This is a genomic window from Stenotrophomonas sp. PS02298, assembly GCF_029959445.1.
Taxonomy (GTDB): Bacteria; Pseudomonadota; Gammaproteobacteria; order Xanthomonadales; family Xanthomonadaceae; genus Stenotrophomonas.
Map to the genome: position 1 here is coordinate 1 of NZ_JASCOR010000049.1, position 18,213 is coordinate 18,213.

The 18,213-nt window shown below is 62.5% G+C and carries 19 protein-coding genes; 9 read left to right on the forward strand and 10 right to left on the reverse strand.

What is annotated here, in order from left to right; genetic code table 11:
• Window positions 1-70: 70 nt before the first annotated feature.
• The 3 genes from fghA to QMX78_RS09340 form a co-directional block, all read right to left on the reverse strand.
• Window positions 71-898, reverse strand: a complete 828-nt coding sequence (gene fghA, locus QMX78_RS09330) for an S-formylglutathione hydrolase (RefSeq protein ID WP_282268714.1) — start codon at window positions 896-898, stop codon at window positions 71-73.
• An 89-nt stretch (window positions 899-987) separates the two neighbouring features.
• The gene (locus QMX78_RS09335) at window positions 988-2,097 is read right to left on the reverse strand and encodes an S-(hydroxymethyl)glutathione dehydrogenase/class III alcohol dehydrogenase (RefSeq protein WP_282268716.1); all 1,110 of its coding nucleotides are present in this window, start codon (window positions 2,095-2,097) and stop codon (window positions 988-990) included.
• A 48-nt stretch (window positions 2,098-2,145) separates the two neighbouring features.
• On the reverse strand, window positions 2,146-2,421 hold the full coding sequence (locus QMX78_RS09340) for a metal/formaldehyde-sensitive transcriptional repressor (protein ID WP_282268719.1): 276 nt from the start codon (window positions 2,419-2,421) through the stop codon (window positions 2,146-2,148).
• A 324-nt stretch (window positions 2,422-2,745) separates the two neighbouring features.
• Between QMX78_RS09340 and QMX78_RS09345 the strand changes: the two genes are divergently transcribed.
• Window positions 2,746-3,483 carry a response regulator transcription factor gene (locus QMX78_RS09345; protein WP_282268721.1) on the forward strand — a complete coding sequence of 246 codons (738 nt, stop codon included), beginning with the start codon at window positions 2,746-2,748 and terminating at the stop codon, window positions 3,481-3,483.
• Here the strand turns inward: QMX78_RS09345 and QMX78_RS09350 are convergent.
• Window positions 3,430-4,833: an ATP-binding protein gene (locus tag QMX78_RS09350; RefSeq protein WP_282268723.1), complete on the reverse strand. Its 1,404-nt coding sequence runs from the start codon at window positions 4,831-4,833 to the stop codon at window positions 3,430-3,432. The two genes, QMX78_RS09345 and QMX78_RS09350, sit on opposite strands and share 54 nt — an antisense overlap.
• Before the next feature lie 275 nt (window positions 4,834-5,108).
• Here QMX78_RS09350 and QMX78_RS09355 point away from each other — a divergent pair, with 275 nt between their 5' ends.
• From QMX78_RS09355 to QMX78_RS09380, 6 genes are all read left to right on the forward strand, one after another.
• Entirely contained in the window at window positions 5,109-5,702 is a 594-nt protein-coding gene (locus QMX78_RS09355; protein ID WP_282268725.1) for a hypothetical protein, read from the forward strand.
• Window positions 5,703-5,926: 224 nt separating this feature from the next.
• Entirely contained in the window at window positions 5,927-6,340 is a 414-nt protein-coding gene (locus QMX78_RS09360) for a hypothetical protein (RefSeq protein WP_282268727.1), read from the forward strand.
• 96 nt (window positions 6,341-6,436) lie between these two features.
• Window positions 6,437-7,210, forward strand: coding sequence for an SDR family oxidoreductase (locus tag QMX78_RS09365; protein WP_282268729.1), 774 nt, complete (start codon window positions 6,437-6,439; stop codon window positions 7,208-7,210).
• Window positions 7,159-8,778 (forward strand): aldehyde dehydrogenase family protein, encoded by a 1,620-nt coding sequence (locus tag QMX78_RS09370; protein WP_282268731.1) that lies wholly within the window; start codon window positions 7,159-7,161, stop codon window positions 8,776-8,778. Before QMX78_RS09365 ends, QMX78_RS09370 begins: the two co-directional genes overlap by 52 nt.
• A 2-nt stretch (window positions 8,779-8,780) precedes the next feature.
• Window positions 8,781-9,050: a hypothetical protein gene (locus tag QMX78_RS09375; protein WP_282268735.1), complete on the forward strand. Its 270-nt coding sequence runs from the start codon at window positions 8,781-8,783 to the stop codon at window positions 9,048-9,050.
• Window positions 9,047-10,255, forward strand: coding sequence for a low temperature requirement protein A (locus QMX78_RS09380; RefSeq protein WP_282268742.1), 1,209 nt, complete (start codon window positions 9,047-9,049; stop codon window positions 10,253-10,255). Before QMX78_RS09375 ends, QMX78_RS09380 begins: the two co-directional genes overlap by 4 nt.
• A 127-nt stretch (window positions 10,256-10,382) precedes the next feature.
• On the opposite strand, the gene QMX78_RS09385 is transcribed toward QMX78_RS09380, so the two are convergent.
• The 3 genes from QMX78_RS09385 to QMX78_RS09395 form a co-directional block, all read right to left on the reverse strand.
• Window positions 10,383-10,832 carry a hypothetical protein gene (locus tag QMX78_RS09385; RefSeq protein ID WP_282268744.1) on the reverse strand — a complete coding sequence of 150 codons (450 nt, stop codon included), beginning with the start codon at window positions 10,830-10,832 and terminating at the stop codon, window positions 10,383-10,385.
• A gap of 191 nt (window positions 10,833-11,023) precedes the next feature.
• On the reverse strand, window positions 11,024-11,566 hold the full coding sequence (locus QMX78_RS09390) for a hypothetical protein (protein ID WP_282268746.1): 543 nt from the start codon (window positions 11,564-11,566) through the stop codon (window positions 11,024-11,026).
• 119 nt (window positions 11,567-11,685) lie between these two features.
• Window positions 11,686-12,135, reverse strand: coding sequence for a hypothetical protein (locus QMX78_RS09395; RefSeq protein WP_282268747.1), 450 nt, complete (start codon window positions 12,133-12,135; stop codon window positions 11,686-11,688).
• A 367-nt stretch (window positions 12,136-12,502) separates the two neighbouring features.
• On the opposite strand from QMX78_RS09395, the gene QMX78_RS09400 reads away from it, so the two are divergent.
• Window positions 12,503-13,270, forward strand: coding sequence for an aspartate/glutamate racemase family protein (locus QMX78_RS09400; protein ID WP_282268748.1), 768 nt, complete (start codon window positions 12,503-12,505; stop codon window positions 13,268-13,270).
• A complete protein-coding gene (locus tag QMX78_RS09405; protein WP_282268749.1) occupies window positions 13,267-14,094 on the forward strand; it encodes a hypothetical protein in 828 nt (275 codons plus the stop codon). Before QMX78_RS09400 ends, QMX78_RS09405 begins: the two co-directional genes overlap by 4 nt.
• A gap of 81 nt (window positions 14,095-14,175) precedes the next feature.
• Here the strand turns inward: QMX78_RS09405 and QMX78_RS09410 are convergent, their stop codons facing one another.
• From QMX78_RS09410 to QMX78_RS09420, 3 genes are all read right to left on the reverse strand, one after another.
• Entirely contained in the window at window positions 14,176-14,349 is a 174-nt protein-coding gene (locus tag QMX78_RS09410; protein WP_282268750.1) for a hypothetical protein, read from the reverse strand.
• Window positions 14,346-15,494, reverse strand: coding sequence for a PepSY-associated TM helix domain-containing protein (locus tag QMX78_RS09415; protein WP_282268752.1), 1,149 nt, complete (start codon window positions 15,492-15,494; stop codon window positions 14,346-14,348). Before QMX78_RS09415 ends, QMX78_RS09410 begins: the two co-directional genes overlap by 4 nt.
• A 76-nt stretch (window positions 15,495-15,570) precedes the next feature.
• Window positions 15,571-18,093, reverse strand: a complete 2,523-nt coding sequence (locus tag QMX78_RS09420; protein WP_282268754.1) for a TonB-dependent receptor — start codon at window positions 18,091-18,093, stop codon at window positions 15,571-15,573.
• Window positions 18,094-18,213 lie beyond the last annotated feature (120 nt).

Genomic DNA, 18,213 nt, shown 5'->3' on the forward strand with positions numbered 1-18,213 from the left:
GAGCCATGCTCGGCGGGGGCGTTACCGGTAGAGCCCCAGCCGAGCATGGCTCGGCTCTACAAAACAACGCTCAGCCCATCGCCTTGGCGTGGTGCGCGATGTGCTCGCCGATGAAGCTGCTGATGAAGTAGTAGCTATGGTCATAACCCGGCTGCATGCGCAGCTGCAACGGATGCCCGGCAGCCTCGCAGGCGGCCTGCAACAACTGCGGGCGCAGTTGATTCTCCAGGAATTCATCGGCGCCGCCCTGATCAACCAACAACGGCAGCTTCTCCTGCGCATGCGCGACCAGCTCGCTGGCGTCATACGCCTTCCACACTTCGCGGTCTTCACCCAGATAGGCAGCGAATGCCTTCTGTCCCCATGGCACCTGCGACGGTGCCACGATCGGCGAGAACGCCGACACGCTGCGATAGCGCCCGGGATTCTTCAGGGCGATGGTCAGGGCACCGTGGCCGCCCATCGAATGCCCGCTGATCGCGCGCACGTCACTGGCGGCTGGATCGGCTTCCACCCAGGCCGGCAGCTCATCGACGATGTAGTCGTACATGCGGTAGTGCCGCGACCACGGCTCACGGATCGCGTTGAGGTAGAAACCCGCACCCTTGCCCAGGTCATAGCCCTCGGCATCGGCCACCGCATCACCACGTGGGCTGGTATCCGGCGACACCAGGATGATGCCGTGCTCGGCCGCATAGCGCTGTGCGCCGGACTTGGTGATGAAGTTCTGCTCGGTGCAGGTCAGGCCGCTCAGCCAATACAGCACCGGGCAGGGGCCGTGCTCGGCCTGCGGCGGCAGGTAGACGCCTACCGTCATCTCGCACCCCAACACCTTGGATTCGTGCCGGTAAACGTCCTGCCAGCCGCCGAAGCAGGCGCGGTGTTCGAGTCGTTGCATGGTTTTTGAATTCCTGGTGTTGAGTTGCTGGTTGTGTGCGACTGATGGAGTGTTGGCTTCGCGGCTTACGCCGCTCCCACAAACCAGCCTCAGTAATGGATGACCGAGCGGATCGACTTGCCTTCGTGCATCAGGTCGAAGGCTTCGTTGATCTTGTCCAGTTCCATCGTATGGGTCACGAACGGCGCGAGCTCGATGTCGCCCTTCATCGCATCTTCGACCATGCCCGGCAGCTGGCTGCGACCCTTCACACCACCGAACGCGGTGCCCATCCACTTCCGGCCGGTCACCAGCTGGAACGGGCGGGTGGAAATCTCCTGCCCCGCACCGGCCACGCCGATGATCACGCTCTGGCCCCAACCACGGTGCGCGCATTCCAGCGCCGCACGCATCACATTGGTGTTGCCGATGCACTCGAAGCTGTGGTCCACGCCCCAACCCGTCATCTCCACGATGACCTGCTGGATCGGCTTGTCGTGCTCCTTCGGGTTGACGCAGTCGGTGGCACCAAACTGCTTGGCCAGCTCGAACTTGGAGGGGTTGGTGTCGATGGCGATGATGCGGCCGGCCTTGGCCTGGCGCGCGCCCTGGATCACCGCCAGGCCGATACCACCCAGGCCAAACACCGCGACGCTGTCACCTTCGGCGACCATGGCGGTGTTGTGCACAGCACCGATGCCGGTGGTGACGCCGCAGCCCAGCAGGCAGACGTGCTCCGGGTTGGCTTCCGGGTTGACCTTGGCCAGCGACACTTCGGCGACCACGGTGTACTCGGAGAAGGTCGAACAGCCCATGTAGTGATAGATCGGCTCGCCGTTGTACGAGAAGCGGCTGGTGCCGTCCGGCATCACGCCCTTGCCCTGGGTGGCGCGCACGGAGGTACACAGATTGGTCTTGCCGCTCTTGCAGAACAGGCACTCGCCGCATTCGGCGGTGTACAGCGGAATGACGTGATCGCCGGCCTTCACCGAGGTGACGCCCTCGCCCACTTCAACCACGATGCCGGCGCCTTCGTGGCCCAGCACGCACGGGAACAGGCCTTCCGGGTCGTCACCGGACAGGGTGAAAGCATCGGTATGACAGACGCCGGTATGGGTGATCTTGACCAGCACTTCACCCGCCTTCGGCGGTGCGACATCGATCTCGACGATCTGCAAAGGCTGGCCCGGGCCAAAGGCAACGGCGGCACGTGATTTCATGACTTTCTCCTGCGGGAATGATGAGGGCGGCGCAAGGCGACGCCGGAATTACTTGAGATAGGAACGGATCAGGCTGGACATCTCGGCAACGCGTGCAGCGCGCTGCGCGTCGGAGCGCGCCGGCTGGCCAAACTCCTCGCGCAGGTGCGCCTCCATCACCTCGGACATCAGTCCGTTGACTGCACCGCGGATGGCCGCGATCTGCTGCAGCACCGGGTTGCAGTCGGCGCCGGCTTCCAAGGCACGCTCCAACGCATCGCACTGGCCGCGGATGCGTTTGACCCGGGCCAGGACCTTCTTCTTCTCTTCGGGGGAATGCGGCATGGCGGCGCCAATATCCTGTACTGGGGGATAGTATATTTTGCGGTTCTGGAAAATGCCAATAGACCGGGTTCCCAGGCGAGCGGGGCCACCTCCGCCTTACGTGATCCCCGCCGTCAGCCGTGGCTGTACAGGCCACTAGCTACTTCAAGCTACCGATTCAGCCCCGACAGGCCAAGTGCTGCGCTCGAACCGATGGGCCCTCACTTTCACGCCATGTCCACAACGCCGCATTGGCCAGTCACCGCGCTTGCCCCGGCCACGAAACGCTGGATGATTCCCGCGCCGGTCAAGTAGTCTTGGCAGGACAATCCAGGCATCACCAACTTGAGCCAACAAGCCGACAAAAGCCCCGGCCTTCCATTGAAGGTGGCCATTACCGAAGACGACACGGTGCTGCTTGAACGCGTCCTGCTTCCCGGCCTGCGTGACTATGGTTTCAAGGTAGACGGCTTCAATGACGCCACCGGACTCTACCGCAGCCTGCTGACCCAGCAGTTCGACGTTGTGATCCTGGATATCGCCCTGCCCGGCGAGGATGGCTTGAGCATTGCGGCGCATCTTCGCCAGATACAACCCGGGCTTGGCCTGATCATGCTGACCGGTACGGAGAGCCGGGACAACCACCTCCGGGCGCTGCGCCACGGTGCGGATGCCTATCTGTCAAAGCCGGTCGACATCGACATCATTGCGGCCACGCTGCACAGCCTTTCACGCCGCCTTGACCGCCCCCTCAAGGACGGAGACAACGCCGATGCCCAGGGCGGCAATGCGCACTGGGCCTTGGCATCTGATGACTGGTGTCTTGTGCCCCCGTCCGGGCGGATCATCGCCCTCACAACTCCGGAACGGGCACTCCTGGGCCTGCTCAATGCCAACCGTGGCCAGACGGTCGAGAAGGAGCGCTTGATCGAGGCATTGACCGACAATGCCTCGGACTTCGACCCGCACCGTCTTGAAGCCCTGGTGCACCGGGTCCGCCGCAAAGCCGCCAGTGCGGCACCCGAGTCGTCACCGTTGCCCTTGTTGTCTGTCCGTGGAAAGGGCTACCTGCTCGCTACCTGAGCCCATCGGACATCCGCGCGGAGATACCAGCGGAAGCAGTATCTTCACCGTGCTGCCCTGTGGTTGCCGGGCAGCAAGCTCAATGTTTCCACCCGCCTCAAGGACCATGTCCTTCACAACCGGCAAGCCCAGGCCGGTTCCAAGGCCAACGGGCTTGGTGGTGAAGAACGGATCGAACGCTCTTGCACGAATGGCCTCTGTCATGCCGTGGCCGTCATCCTGCAGGGTGAGTGAGACCCACGCGTCCCCTTCCCGCTCGGCTTTGACCTCGAAAGTACCCGTTCCGGGAATCGCATCCCTCGCGTTGGCCGCGATATTGAGGATGACCAGCCCGAAGCGATCAGCATCCATGCGTACCGGCAAGGCCTCTTCACCGCAGTCGAGCTGCAACTGCACGCGACCGCCAAAGAGTTGCTTCAGCATCGGCGACAGCTCGCCGAGCGAAACGCGCATATCGAAGACCTGCGGGTGCGCCACATCCTGCCTGCTGAAATTCAGCAGCTTCCTGCTGATCGTCAGGCCTCGCTTGGCAGCGAGCTCGACGTCCTCCAGCGCGCCGTAGAGTGCGGTCGCACCCTTGTCTGCGAGGCGCTCCCGCTGCCCGGCCTGACCCAGGACTATCCCGAGCACGTTGTTGAAGTCATGTGCCACGCCGCTTGCGAGGCGCCCGACAGCTTCCATCTTCTGCGCATGAATCAGCTGCTCACGTGTGCGTTCACGCTCGGCGACCTCTTCCTGGAGCCGGGTATAGGCCAGCTCCAGTTCGCGACCACGGGCATTGGATTCTTCCAGGCTGTTGCGCAATGCAGCCACGGTGCGATCCAGGGCGATCGCAATGATCAACCAGATCCCGGCCAACGACACCGCCTTGCCGACCCCGGCGACTGACGCCGTGCCACCTCCGAGCATTGCCCGCAGGTAGTCCGCAAGCAGTGTCGCCGCCAGGATGGCAACGCAGGCCGCGTAGGTGATCCACAAGGTCCGCCGCCCCAGGACCAGACCTGCAAGCGCCAGCAGGATCATCGGCATCGGATCGAAGCGCAGACCGAGCATGCCGGTCGCGGTGTAGATAACCGCCATCGACAACAACACCACACCGAGGAACAGGTGCATGCCACGACGGAAACGCCCCGTTCGGATCAACCAGACACAGGCCCATGCGGCCGACGTCATCAACACGTCTGTCGTCAGGTCGGCGAGCATGGCGCTGCGTGGCGGCAAATCAGCTGACCAACGACCGCTCAGCACCGCATAGAGATACAGCGACTTGTTGAGCGGGATGAAAACCCCAAGGAAGATCAGCAATACCTGCAGGAACGGCGCATTGCGCCGGTCGACCGGATCCTGCACCGGGATATCTGAAAGCCAGCGCTGCACCGGCCTGAAGAGAAGTAGCTGTTTGATAAGAATCTCCCCGCACCTGGTTTACCCGCGGAATAGCCCCCAACCGGCTTCCGCCCCCTTTCGGCATTCCTCATCGCTTCTCACCCGGACCGGTGAAAAATGGTGCGTGTATTCCACGATCCACTTTTGTAGCTTACGTCCAAGACCTCCTTCCTGCCGTGAGGAAGTAGCCCATACGAGGAACAAAGGTTGTCGGCGACACCGACGCTTCCACGACTGCATTGCCACAGCTGAACACGGCTTCACGCAACGCACACAAACCAAGGCCTCCCAACGACGCCTGCGGCGCCCAACGGAAACTCAAGATCCGTCGCGCCAAAGATATCCGGGAGCTTCCTGAAACGTTCTGGAGCTTGCCACCGGCCAGCCCGCGAGCTGGCACCGGAAGTCCAAGGGGATACCAAGCAACCTTCCTGGATGGATGCGCCTATGCCCTGCGACCGCCATGGATATTGGTTTCACTTTCCGGGTCGACAAGGCCGAACGCCAGACATCTCCTCCCCAACTACCGCCTCGAATACGCGCTCCAGGTCAACCTGATGAAGCATGCAAGCATCGATCAACTGAAAGTCCTGATTGATTCTCTGGACGATATTTCGCTGAACATAAGCGGCCGAATAGAAGTCCTCCAGAAGATCAGGCAATCAGCCGCCAGCCTCTACTTCAATCGTTCGAGCAATACCGTAGGCCATAGCGAGCAGATCGACGTAATGGTGCTGGAGGCAATTGAAGTTGCGCTGCTCCCAGTCGAACGGGGATCGTCTGGTCATATCAACACTGGCCTATCACCCGCCGCGGGATACATCCACCCTTAGCGCGTGTAACACGCATGCTTCCTCATGAAACCGGTGATGCAATGATGAGGTCCCTGACCACCGCCAGGCAGTGCCTGGATCCCGGCAATCCAGGTTGCTTGCAGCAGCATGACCGGTCACGTCGCCTTTCAGGACCTGATTGCCGAACGCGCGTTCTCCCACCACGCTCCGCCTGTTCCGGCGCCTTGGCTTCCCCACAAGGAAGAACGAACTCCCCGCCTGCAATGCCCAAAAAAACAAGCCTCGACAACCAAGCGAACCGCCTCACCGACAGGATCACGCGACATCTTGGCGAAGCCCGGCGGCTGGACCCCGCAACGTCCGCACTGCTCGAGGATGTGGCCGCCCACCTGCAGCAGGCTGTGCATTGGGATCCACCGCAGGGCGACTGTCCGCCGTTGCGCGTGAGAACCATGCGTGAACTGCAACCGGTGCTGACCGCACTCAGGGAACGATGCATCACGGAAGCAGCCACCGCTGCATTGGGAGCGGCAGCCGGCCCCTGGCTGAGCGCCGTCGAGACCCACGCCGGTGCCAGTCGACTGGATGTATCCAAGGAAAGTCGTGCGCAACTTCTACGGATGCGTGCGGCATTGAGCAACGCCAAAGGTATTCATCGACGGTGCCATAGCCGTTGACGAGTCCACGCGCATCTCCCGTCTTTCAGGAAAAGCCCGCGCGTGAAATCCCCCGACCAACGTCGAAGCCAGTTCCCAGATCAGAGGACCATCCACATGACCGACCATTCCCTGAAAAACAAAGTCGCGGTTATCGCAGGCGGCGGCAAGAACCTCGGCGCCCTGGTGGCCCACCAGTTTGTCGATGCAGGGGCCCGCGGGATCGCCATCCACTACAACAGCGACTCCTCGAGAAAGGATGCGGAGAGAACGGCCGACGAACTGAAAGCCAAGGGGGCGGACGCCATCCTGTTCCAGGGTGATCTGGCGGTCGTCGCCAACAATGTGCAGCTGTTCGATCAGGCCAAGGCGCATTTTGGCCAGGTCGACATCGCGGTCAACACCGCAGGCGTGGTGATCAAGAAGCCTATCGCCGAGATCACCGAGGCGGACTACGACAAGAGCTTTGACGCCAACGCCAAAGCCGCGTTCTTCTTCATCCAGCAGGCAGGCCGGGTACTGGCTGATGGCGGCAACATCGTCACCATCGTCAGTTCGCTGCTGGCCGCCTACACGCCGTTCTATGCAATCTATCCCGGCAGCAAGGCGGCGGTTGAACATTACACGCGCGCCGCCTCAAAAGAGTTCGGCGACAGGGGAATCTCGGTCAATGCCATTGGACCAGGGCCGATGGATACCCCCTTCTTCTACGGCCAGGAGAAGCCCGATGCAGTGGCCTATCACAAGTCCGCTGCCGCACTGAGCAAGTACAGCAAGACCGGGCTTACCGATATCGAGGACATCGCCCCCATCGTCAGGTTCCTGGTGACGGACGGTTGGTGGATCACCGGGCAGACGATCTTCGCCAACGGCGGCTATACGACGCGGTAAGGAAGGGGGTTGCGGAGACGGAAGCACGGGGGGCTGCAGCACCGCTTCCGCTCCGCGACCGACGTAATGCCGGATGGAGGGCCGGAACGGGGCCCGGTACCGGCACGATCACCAGTGACACGCTCATGGCCAATAGATTCCAATCAATCCTGGATGCACAGCAACAGCATTTCCTTACCGACGCGACCAAGCCACGCGGCTGGCGCATCGACCAGCTTGAGCGCATGGAGCGCATGCTGCGCGACCATCAGGATGCGTTCTGCGCCGCGCTCTACGAGGACTTTCGCAAGCCCTCGTTCGAGCAGCTGTTCGAGATCACCGTTCCGCTTGGCAACATCAACTACTACCGGGAAAACCTCACGGAGCTGATGGCGCCACGCAGGGTCGCGATCCCGGCGGGGTTGGAAGCAACCGGAAACAGCGGCCTGATCCTGAAGGAGCCCTACGGGCCAACCCTGGTGATCGGCCCATTCAATGCCCCCATCCTGCTGCTGCTCGATCCGGCCATTGCCGCCTTGGCCGCCGGCAACCCCGTCGTGTTGAAGCCCGCCAACACCACGCCAGCCACCGCCGCGCTGTTCCAGCGACTGATACCGCAATACTTTGAGGCAGAAAACGTCGCCATCGTCACCGGCGGGCGCGAGGAAATCGCGGCCCTGCTCGAACTTCCCTTCGACTTCATCTTCTTCACTGGCAGCTCGACCGTCGGCAAGGTCGTGATGCGCGCGGCGGCCGAGAACCTGACGCCGGTGATTCTGGAACTGGGCGGACAGAACCCGACCATCGTCGACGAGACCGCCAATCTCGACATTGCCGCCGACCGGATCGCCTGGGGACACAACGCGATATCCGGCCAATGGTGCATCGCGCCGGGGTATGTCCATGTGCACGAAAGCGTGGCCGATGCGTTCATCGAGAAGCTGAAGGCAGCCACCGTCAGGATGTACGGCGACGATCCGCGACAAAGCCCCGATTTCGCCCGCATGATCAGCGAACACGAAGCGCAACGGGTGGCGTCCTACATCCTGCCCGACAAGGTGGTACACGGCGGGCGGTTCAATATTCCGGAGCGCTATGTGGAGCCGACAATCCTGTACCCGTCGAGCTGGGACGACCCGGCACTGCAGCAGGAAGTCTTCGGCCCGGTCCTGCCGGTCCTGCCCTACACAGACCTGAAACAGGTCATCGCCACCATCAAGCGCAAACCCAAGCCACTGGCCGCCTATATCTTCAGCAAGAACCAGGCTCACATCGACCATGTACTTGGCAGCCTCGCGTTCGGGGGCGGCTGTGTGAACCAGACCAACCTGCACTGCTGGATCGACAGCCTGCCTTTCGGCGGAGTCGGCTACAGCGGCATGGGCAAGTATTACGGCAAGGCCGGGTTCGATGCATTGAGCAACACCAAGGCCCTGCTGATCGGGAATCCCGACCTCGAACTGGATGTATTTCCACCGTACGGCGGCAAGGACGTCGCAGGAAGCCTGAGCGTATTCTCCTCAGCGCAGACGCACCGCCAGTCGGGGCCAAGCACGGCCACGCCTGAACCCGGTTACAGGGAGAAGTGAGCATGCATGTCGTTCTGGTAATCGTTGGTGGCCTGGTTCTTCTTGGCCTGTTCCTCCTGTTTGGTTGGCTGTGGGCCGCCACCACCGCCGGCATGGCATTGGCAGCCAAGGCGTTCATTCCGGTCTGGCTGGTGGTTGCAGCAATCAACATGTGGGTGGGCGTTGCCCATGCCGGGTACAGCTTCCGCGAAGAGTTGCCCATCCTGGTGCTGGTCTTCGCCGTGCCTGCGATCATCGCCTGCGTCGTGGCATGGCGGCTTTCACTGTCATGAAACCTGCGACGACCGACGTGCCTGGCGCACAATTCCCCAGCCATCCGCTGCTGCGTCGTCGCGACGGGCACCACGTGCGCGTGACCTACGAAGAGCTGTTCTTCGACCTGGTGTATGTGTTCGCGGTGACGCAGCTCAGCCATGAGCTGCTGCACAACCTCACCGTTGCCGGCGTGGTCGAAACGCTGATCCTGTGGTTCGCGGTGTGGCTGGGCTGGCAGTACACCTGCTGGGTCACCAACTGGTTCGACCCGGAGACGCCGCGCATCCGCGGCTTGGTGTTCGTGACCATGCTGCTTGGGCTGGTGATGGCCGCAAGCATTCCCATGGCGTTCGCTGACAGAGGCCTGGTATTCGCCGCCGCCTATGTGGCAATGCAGGTGGGTCGAACCGCCTTCATTGCATTGCAGTTGCCGGCCGGCCATCCGCTGGCGCCCAATTACCGGCGCATGCTGGGCTGGCTGCTGATCTCGGCAGTGTTCTGGTTGTCCGGGGCGATCGTGCAGCATGAGGCACGCGCACTGTTATGGCTGCTCGCCGTGCTGTGCGAATACGTATCGCCGATGTTCGGCTTTGCTTTGCCTGGCATGGGCCGCTCGCACACGCGGGATTGGACCATCGAAGGCGGCCATCTGGCCGAACGCTGCCAGCTGTTCGTGATCGTGGCGCTTGGCGAAACCCTGCTTGCCAGCGGCGCCACGCTTGCCGGCGCCGCCGAATGGGATGTCCCGGTCGTGCTCGCATTGCTGGCCACCTTCCTCGGCACCTTGGCCATGTGGTGGCTGTACTTCGGCACATCGAGCAAGGATGCGACCAACGCGATTTCGCACTCGGACGACCCCGGCCGCATCGGCGCGTACTTCCATTACGTCCACGCCATTCTCATCGCAGGTGTCATCGCCTCGGCGGTCGGCAACGATCTGGTGCTGGCACATCCGCATGCCCATCCGGCCACCGCACAGATCGCAATCCTGCTGGCCGGGCCCGCGATCTATCTGCTCGGCAGTGCCGCCTACAAGCGAATTGTCTATGGCGCCATACCGATGTCTCACCTGGTTGGCGCACTGCTGTTGCTGGCGCTGGTCCCGGTTGGCCTGGTTGCAGACATGCTGCTGATGGGCTGGCTGACCACGGCGGTCGTACTGATCGTCAGTTTCTGGGAAGCACGCGTACTTCTTGGACGCCGCAACGGCGATGCGGCGTGAAAGATCCGGCCAGTAGCCGATATGGAACACCTGAACCAAACCGATCAGTGATCATGGGTTCGACTGGAAGCACTTATCGGGCCCTACTCGAGCCCTTGGCCAGAGTATCGCCAACAGCTGGAAAACCTCAAAGCAGGCACCAAGCCAACATGTACGCCGGCCCGGCCAGTTCATATCGTGCTGTTCCGTCGATGTAGCTGAGCTTTGCAATGGCCCGTCTGGCCAACGCGGGAACTTCCGATCGATTTGACGTCAGCAGTGCCTCAATCTCGTCCCATCTCCTGCTACGACCGCCATGCCCTGGATGCGAGTCCACACCAACCTCAGCAGCCTCGTAGAGCACATTCCATTCCACAAAAATGCGCCACTGCTCAACCTCGAGTGCTACCAGCTTCTCGTCTATCGGCCACACCAGGAACGTCTCGAGGTACCTGCCCTCTGCCTCGTCGAAAATGGACTTGAAACGATGGGGAATGCCATCGACGTCCGCTACGCCTGCACGCGGCCCGTCGTACCACTCGTTCTCCACATGGACTCGTTCCGATGGCCCGTACTTCAGCACGACTGGTGCCTCCATCTGTGTGACCCTAGCCGATGCCCGGTTTCAGGCAAGCTATGCACCTTGTGCGATGCACACTGTAGGGTGGCTTGCGTCTTTGCAAAGGCGCGATCCTGGTAAGGTCGGGCATGCAAACAACGGCAGCCGTTCGTAGTACCCGGGCTGGCCCGGGTTCCACGCAGCATCAGCCGCAAATGAAACACTGGTGATCACCGCACGACAAAAGACGCAGTCAACGGTATTTCAACGCCACGAAGCCGATCCTTCACCGTCACTGAAACGGACCACTCGCCACGCGGGTCCGTGTGTTCGGCCACGTACTTCAACGCTGCGGTCGACAGATAGACGTTCCTGGGGTCACCCTGCAGCTTCACTGCGAAGCACGGCAGGTCGCGTTCCCTGGTCGAATAAGACCCATCCGGGCGAAGAATGACGAAATCGCATGCAACGTCGGTCATTCCGGACGTGGAGTCGACTTTCGGATTTGACAGGAACGTGAGGATGAAGAGCTCGCCATCGGCGCCAACCTCATCCGCTTCGGAAAAGCGCGGAATGGTCTCGGGTGGCGTGTCCCACTTCTGCCGCCAGTCCTGGTCCGGGGTAATCACCAAGGTGGCGCTGAAGCCCTCACGGGACTTTGCCGAGTCCGTCTCGGGAACCGGCTTTCCCTTCATGTCCACCCATCCACTCTGCGCGACAGATGGCAAGGGCAAGAGAAGCAGGCCGACAAGCCACAGGCTGCGGATTCTCATGATCGGTCAACTCCTGGGCTGGCCCGGGCGCCGCAGCGAATGCAGCGGCCTTGGCCATGCGGGCCGTGTGGATATGTCCATGCTGCGCAATGCGGGAACCTCAATGTGGCCCAGCCACCTCAGGGTGCCGAGCGCATCGCCGAGGAAAGCACATGCCAACCTGAGGCATCGTGGCGCAACACGGCATCGTACTGCGATGAGCACGCCTTGCCACACCAGTATCCAAAGGCTACGTCGTAGTCGCCATCAGGGCGCTTTGCAGGCGTATCCAAGCTCAACCGCATCGCAGTTCCTACGCGCGTGTCGTCCGATGGAGGCTGCCAGGCAGAGCCTGGCAAGAGCAGGAAACCGGTATGTTCGAGCGCCAGGATCGATTCCGGCGACAGATCGATCATGCCCTTCCCTGCATGGTCGCGGATGGATACATACAGCGGCATGCGGCTGCTTGCCAGGTGTGCGTCGACATCCGCCTGTTGGCGCAGGACTGCCTTCATTACCCCTTGCAGATCAGGGAGCGCCAGCGGTGCCGCCTCGGCACTGCCTTGTGTGCTTGCCTGCGTCGCATTCAACGCCCGCTCCGCTGCCTGTGCGCCGCCATTCCACGTTGCAGATGACGCAAGAACCGCCAACGATCCCGCAATGATCGACTTCCGTATCATGTTCGTCCCAGCCTGGTACAGGCGAGGATTATTCTGCGCATGGGAGAAGCTTGTCCACCCTCATCCCGCCTACAGTGCTGGTTACGCTGGATGCGATGCCAAGCCCCGCACTCTCGAAACGGCGTGCAATGCAAACCAGGCAACGCAATCGGCGGCGCCGAGACCAGTAGCTGATGCAGTGTGCGTCCCGCAATGATTCAAGGCACTCCCTGTCGGCCCCCAGCCCTGCCAGCCGGCAGCCTCGGCATGCATTCGCTGTGAAGACGCTACTATCCAGATGACTGCGGCGCGCGAATGCACCTGCATGCCCCCTTTTGAACTCGAATGGAAACATGACCCAATGGAACTGCGCACGATCGGCTTGCTGGGCGGGATGAGTTTTGAAGGATCGTCGGTCTATTACCGCTTGATCAACGAAGCGGTCCGCACCCGCTTGGGATCACTGCACTCAGCGCAGATCCTGCTGTATTCGGTCGATTTCCAGAAGATCGTAGACCTGCAGAAGGCAGGCCGCTGGGAGGAGGCCGGCGACCATCTGGCAGCCATCGCCCGACGCCTGGAGTCGGCCGGCGCCGACTGCATCATGATCGGCGCGGTGACCATGCATCTGGTCGCCCCGGCCGTTCAACAGGCCATCGGCATTCCCTTCCTGCATATCGTCGATGAGACTGCACGCAGGCTGCTCGATGCCGGCTGCCGCAAGCCGCTGCTGCTCGCCACCCGCTATACGATGGAACATGGCTTCTACCAGGCTCGCATGCAGACCCATGGGATATCCGTCATGGTTCCTGACGATGCGGGCCGCACGCTGACGCACAACATCATTTTCGACGAACTCTGCGCTGGCAAGGTGCTCGATGCATCGCGGGCAGCCCTGATCTCCCTGGTGGAAGCGGCCAAGGCCTCGGGAGCCGACTCGGTGATTTTCGGCTGCACCGAGATCTGCATGATCCTCGAGACCGACAAGCTGCCGCTTCCAGGCTTTGATTCAACCGCGATCCATGTTGATGTGGCGGTCGACTTCGCGCTGGGGACGCCAGCATGAGGGTCACCGCCTTGCTGCTGTGCCTGCTTGTGCCGGCCGCGCAGGCCTGCGAGAACAGCCACCTTCCGCTATCCGGTACGGTAACGGTGCCCACCTGTTCACCGCAGCAGGACCCGGAGCACTGCATTTACGCCGGGAAGGCGCTGTATCAGTACATGGGCGCGATACCCGACAACGATGATGTCCTCACCATCGGCCTGCATGCCAGTCCGTGGCGGGTGTATGACGGTGATATGCGGATCCTCACCATTGAGGAACTTGCAACCTCAAGCCGGGCGTCACTCAATGGGAAAGTGGAGCGTGTCGAACTCATCGGTTCGTGGACAGGCGTTTCGCCCGCGCCTGGTGCGCCTTCCCTGGCGCAGCGCCTGTCCGCTGCGCTTGGCGGCGTTCCCGTCAGTGGTGAGGATGGGTTCCTGTGGCTGAGCAGCGACGGCTCGCGCCGCACCACCCGCCAGGCGTTCACGCTGCGCGAGGGTGGCGGCTCCTACTACCTGCCGAAGGACGAAGCGTTGCTGGTGTCCCTGGCTGCTGGCTGGTTTGCACAGGCGCAGGACGTCCTCCCCGAAAACGATGCGAACCTGCAGATGCTGGCCGCTGCGGGCAAGGACATCTTCCTGCTCTGCCCAGACGAAGCACTGGCAGGCTTTGAACATGCAGCAGGCATCGGTAGCGCGATTGCCGCCTACAATGCAGCGGTCATGCGCATGGAGCGTGGCCACGCAGGCGATCGGACTGCTGCACTTGCGCTGCTGGAACAGGCTGCCGCGCAGGGAGATGAGAAGTCCAAGGCATTGCTGAGCCTGGAGACGGCATCAAGATAGCTCGTGCATGGCAGGTATCGGTGCGACACATCCGCACTTCGCTTTGATCGGCTGCCGGCGCGGTGCCGGTCTGGCGCTGCTTCAACGGACGGTTCTTCTTCGCCACAAGGCAACCGCGCCAACCAGCAACGGCAGGATCGACAGCAGGAAGAAGAAGAGGTCCCAGCCTCCTTCAACCACCAGCATGCCGATCAGGCCAACCATGCCCAGGATCGCCAGCACCGTGGTCACGATGATCGTGCGCTTGCCGGTCATGGCGCCACCTCCTTCAAATCGCCGCGCGCCTTCACTTTCCGCTTGCGCCTACGGTCCCACCACAGCCATGCACCGTTGAGGGTGATGAACAAGGTCAACCAGGTGCAGGCGGTCCACAGTATCTTCAGCGGCATGCCACCGTAGTCACCGAAATGCAGTGGCTCGGACAAGGTGATGGCCTTGAGGTACCACGGCAGTTCGGCGGTCCCCGCTACCTCGCCATTGGCAGCATCCACCAGCACCACCCGCACCAGACGCTCGTCCAGGCCGCTGCCGGCCACCAATACGGTGTAATGGCGCGGCGTGGAAAAGTCCGTGGCCGGCCACAGTATCGAGCTGACCTGCCAGCCTGTTGGTGCTGCGGTCAACGCCGATGCAAGTGCCTGGTCGGCATCGATGGGCGGATGGCGGGGATCGACGGGCGCGCCCGTATGCATGCTCTGCACACGTGCAAGCTGCTGTTGCGACCACAGCCCGGTTGCCAGGGTACCGAAGCCAAGCAGGAAGCCGGTCAGGCTGACGGCAAAGGCCCAGCCCAGCACGATCGCACCGATGGTGTTGTGCAGGTCCAGTTGCCGCAGCCTCGGCCCCTTGCCCCGCCGCAGCAGGCCGAACGCCACCTTCTTGGCATGCGGCCAATACACCACCAACCCGGACAGCAACGACACCAGCACCAGCAACGCGAAGAAGGCGCCGAGCAGTTCGCCGAACGGTCCGAGGAACCACTGTGCGTGCAGCTCCAGCAGGAAGCCGGTCAAGGTTGTTCCATCCCCTGCGCTGGCATCGATGCGCTCGGCGGTAGCCAGATCGGTGAACTGCAGCTTCGCCCGCTCGAAACCGCTGTCACCGTGCGGCACGGTGTTGAGCAGCAGCAAGCCCGGGTGGTGGTCGGCATCAAGGCCGAGGTAGATGATTTTCTCATCCGGACTGGCAGCCAACACCGCATCCACCGATTCGGCCAAGGGCCGCTGTGAGGCCGACAGGCCCGGCGCGGCCGGCATCACCCCCATCGCTGCGTCGATCTCTTCGTGGAAGATCAGCACCGTGCCGGTCAGGCACAGCACGAGGAATGGCAGCGTTGCCAACAGGCTGCACCAACGGTGCAACCACAGGTTCAGACGGTAGGTGCGGGAAGTGCCAGTCACGTAGGTAGGACTCGTTGTTGCGGGAGATCGCGATGCATGCCGCCATCCGGCACCTCTGCCGGATGGCGGTGCGCAGTCAGAACGTATAGCGGACGTTGACGGTGGCGTTGCGCGGTGCCTGCCAGAACAACTGCATGCCGTCATCGGTCGGCGCGAAGTAGGACTTGTTCAATGCATTGCCGATGTTGAGCTGTGCCGACCATTGCGAGGTGAACTGATAGCGCGCCATCAAATCCACCACGGCATAGGAAGACTGTTCCAATGCCGGAATGCCCAGCGCCTGCGCTGCCGGTTGCCAGGCGAACGTGCGGCTCTGCCAGCGCACGCCGCCGCCCACGGTCAGCCCCTGCAATGCGCCCTGCAACTGGTAGCTGGTGAACAGGTTGAACTGCTTGCGCGGGATCACCGTGTTCACGTCGCTGCCATTGGCCTGTTCGGCCTTGAAGCGGCTGTAGCCGGCGCTGAGCTGCCAGCCCTCGAGGATCTCGCCCACCACTTCGGCTTCAAAGCCCTTGCTGACCGTGCCATCGATGCCGGTGTAGCTGGAACGCATCGGACCGCCCGGGTTGGACGGATCTTCCGGCACCTGCCCGGCGTACGTGGCGACGTTTTCCTGCTGCATGCGGTATAGCGCCAGCGTGGCGCTGAGGCGACCGTCCAGGAAGGCGCTCTTCAAGCCGACTTCGTAGGTATTGCCTTCGATCGGCGACAGCAGGCGGTTGCCGGCATCACGGTAGTTCTGCGGCTGGAAGACGCTGGTGTAGCTCGCATACGCGGAAATCTGGCGATTGATGTCGTACACCAGGCCAGCGTAGGGCACCACTTCGTTGTCCAGCGAATAACTGTTGGCCGGCGTCTTCAGGTCGACCACTTTGTAATCGACCATGCGCGCGCCGAGGATCAACTTCAGCGGATCGGCCAACGAGAAGCGGCCCACCGCATACACCGCGTTCTGGGTGACCTCGCGCTTGTTGTAGTTCTGGCGGGCGATGAAGCTCGGCAACGGCGCGCTGCCGTTGTAGTCGTAGACATTCGGCGTGGTGGCGATGGTGACCGTACCCGGGGCACCGTCGGCCACTACCCGCTCCTTCCAATGGTCGTAGCCCACCAGCACTTCGTGATGACGACCGAACAGGTCGAAGCCGCCATCGACGCGCGCACTGGCGGCATCCTTGTCGCTGTCCACCCAGTAGACACCGGCATAACCCGGCACCGGGAACTTGTAGACGAAGCCCGGCATCAGCTCCATCGCCATCACCGATTTGCCGTTGCTCGGGTCGATCGGGTACGGATAGAACAGCGCCAGCCTGGACTCGGACTCGCGCTGGCCACGGCTGACCCGCACGCTGGCCTTCCAGTCGGCGTTGAAGCGGTGCTCGGCGTCAATGAACCAGTTGCGGTAGCTGCTGTCCCAGTACGACCAGTCCGGCGAGGTGTTGAGGCCGCGGTGCAGGCCACGGATGCGCTCGACCTTGTCGTCGGCACCCAGCGCCCAGGCCGGGGCGCCGCCCCAGCTCGGGCTGTCGGTATGGTTGTCCTGCTGGCTGATGCCCGCCGCGATCAAGGTGTTGTCGCCGATATCCTGTTCGAGCGTTGCGTACACCACATGGCTGCGGTTGTGCAGACGGTCGATATGGCTGTCGCCTTCGTCGTAGTCGGCGGCCACGCGCATGCGGGTGGAGCCGCTGGGCGACAGTGCGCCGCCAAGGTCGACGGTCACACCACGCTTGTCCCAGCGGCCGTACTCGACGGCGGCACTGCCGGTGAATTCGCGGCTGTCGGCCTTCTTGCGGATCAGATTGATGACCGCCGAGGGGCTGCCAGTACCGACCATCAGGCCGTCCGAGCCTCGCAGCACTTCGGCGCGGTCGTAGATTGCGGTATTGCTGAGGATTTCGCCGGCGCTCCACTGCTCGTCGATGGTGGTGGGTACGCCATCGATCAGGTAGCTCTCGATCTTGGAACCACGCGAGAACATGCTGCCTCGGTTGCTTTCGTAGCGGCTGATCGACAGGCCGGTGGTGTGCTCGACGATATCGGCCAGGTTCTCGATCCTGCGGTCTTCCATCATCGCCGAAGTGATCACGCTGACCGACTGCGGGGTTTCACGCAGGTCCAGGTTCAAGCCGGTGGCGGTGCTGTTGCGGGCCAGGTAGGTGCCGTTGACCTGCAGCGCTGCCAGCGTCGATGTCTGCGGCGAAGCGGTGGCTGCCGGTGCGGCGGTGCTGCCAGCAGACGCGGCTGCACGCCGCTGCAGGGTGACGCGGTCGCCGTCGATACGCCAATCCAGTTCGCTGCCTTCCAGCAGCGCATCCAAGGCCTGCGGCACGCTGTAGCTGCCATTCAAGCCAGGGCTGCGCTTGCCGGCAGTCAGCTCGCCGGCAGCGGACAGGAAGATGCCCGCCTCGCCCGCGAAGCGGTTCAGCGTGCTGGTCAGTGGCCCGGCCGGGATGGTGTACGACCTGGCCTGCTGCAGCTTGGTGGACGCCTGCTGCGCGCTTGCCTGCTGCGGAGCGAGGGTGGCGACGGCAAGGCCAAGGCAGACCGCCAGCGTCAGCTGTCGGTGGATCGGCGCCAGGGAGTGATGGAGGCGATGCATGGATTTCTCTCGAACGTGGGGACAGGAAATAGCGATGCTTTCCCTGTTGATCGGACGAGGGCGAAAAAAGGGGAACCACTTTCTGGAAAAAACGTCCCCGGCTCGCTCCGGCATCAGCAC

Coding starts and splice junctions, on each gene's coding strand:
- fghA (WP_282268714.1), bottom strand. CDS start 898: ATGCAACGACTCGAACACCGCGCCTGCTTCGGCGGCTGGCAGGACGTT.
- QMX78_RS09335 (WP_282268716.1), bottom strand. CDS start 2,097: ATGAAATCACGTGCCGCCGTTGCCTTTGGCCCGGGCCAGCCTTTGCAG.
- QMX78_RS09340 (WP_282268719.1), bottom strand. CDS start 2,421: ATGCCGCATTCCCCCGAAGAGAAGAAGAAGGTCCTGGCCCGGGTCAAA.
- QMX78_RS09360 (WP_282268727.1), top strand. CDS start 5,927: ATGCCCAAAAAAACAAGCCTCGACAACCAAGCGAACCGCCTCACCGAC.
- QMX78_RS09365 (WP_282268729.1), top strand. CDS start 6,437: ATGACCGACCATTCCCTGAAAAACAAAGTCGCGGTTATCGCAGGCGGC.
- QMX78_RS09375 (WP_282268735.1), top strand. CDS start 8,781: ATGCATGTCGTTCTGGTAATCGTTGGTGGCCTGGTTCTTCTTGGCCTG.
- QMX78_RS09380 (WP_282268742.1), top strand. CDS start 9,047: ATGAAACCTGCGACGACCGACGTGCCTGGCGCACAATTCCCCAGCCAT.
- QMX78_RS09385 (WP_282268744.1), bottom strand. CDS start 10,832: ATGGAGGCACCAGTCGTGCTGAAGTACGGGCCATCGGAACGAGTCCAT.
- QMX78_RS09390 (WP_282268746.1), bottom strand. CDS start 11,566: ATGAGAATCCGCAGCCTGTGGCTTGTCGGCCTGCTTCTCTTGCCCTTG.
- QMX78_RS09400 (WP_282268748.1), top strand. CDS start 12,503: ATGACTGCGGCGCGCGAATGCACCTGCATGCCCCCTTTTGAACTCGAA.
- QMX78_RS09405 (WP_282268749.1), top strand. CDS start 13,267: ATGAGGGTCACCGCCTTGCTGCTGTGCCTGCTTGTGCCGGCCGCGCAG.
- QMX78_RS09410 (WP_282268750.1), bottom strand. CDS start 14,349: ATGACCGGCAAGCGCACGATCATCGTGACCACGGTGCTGGCGATCCTG.
- QMX78_RS09420 (WP_282268754.1), bottom strand. CDS start 18,093: ATGCATCGCCTCCATCACTCCCTGGCGCCGATCCACCGACAGCTGACG.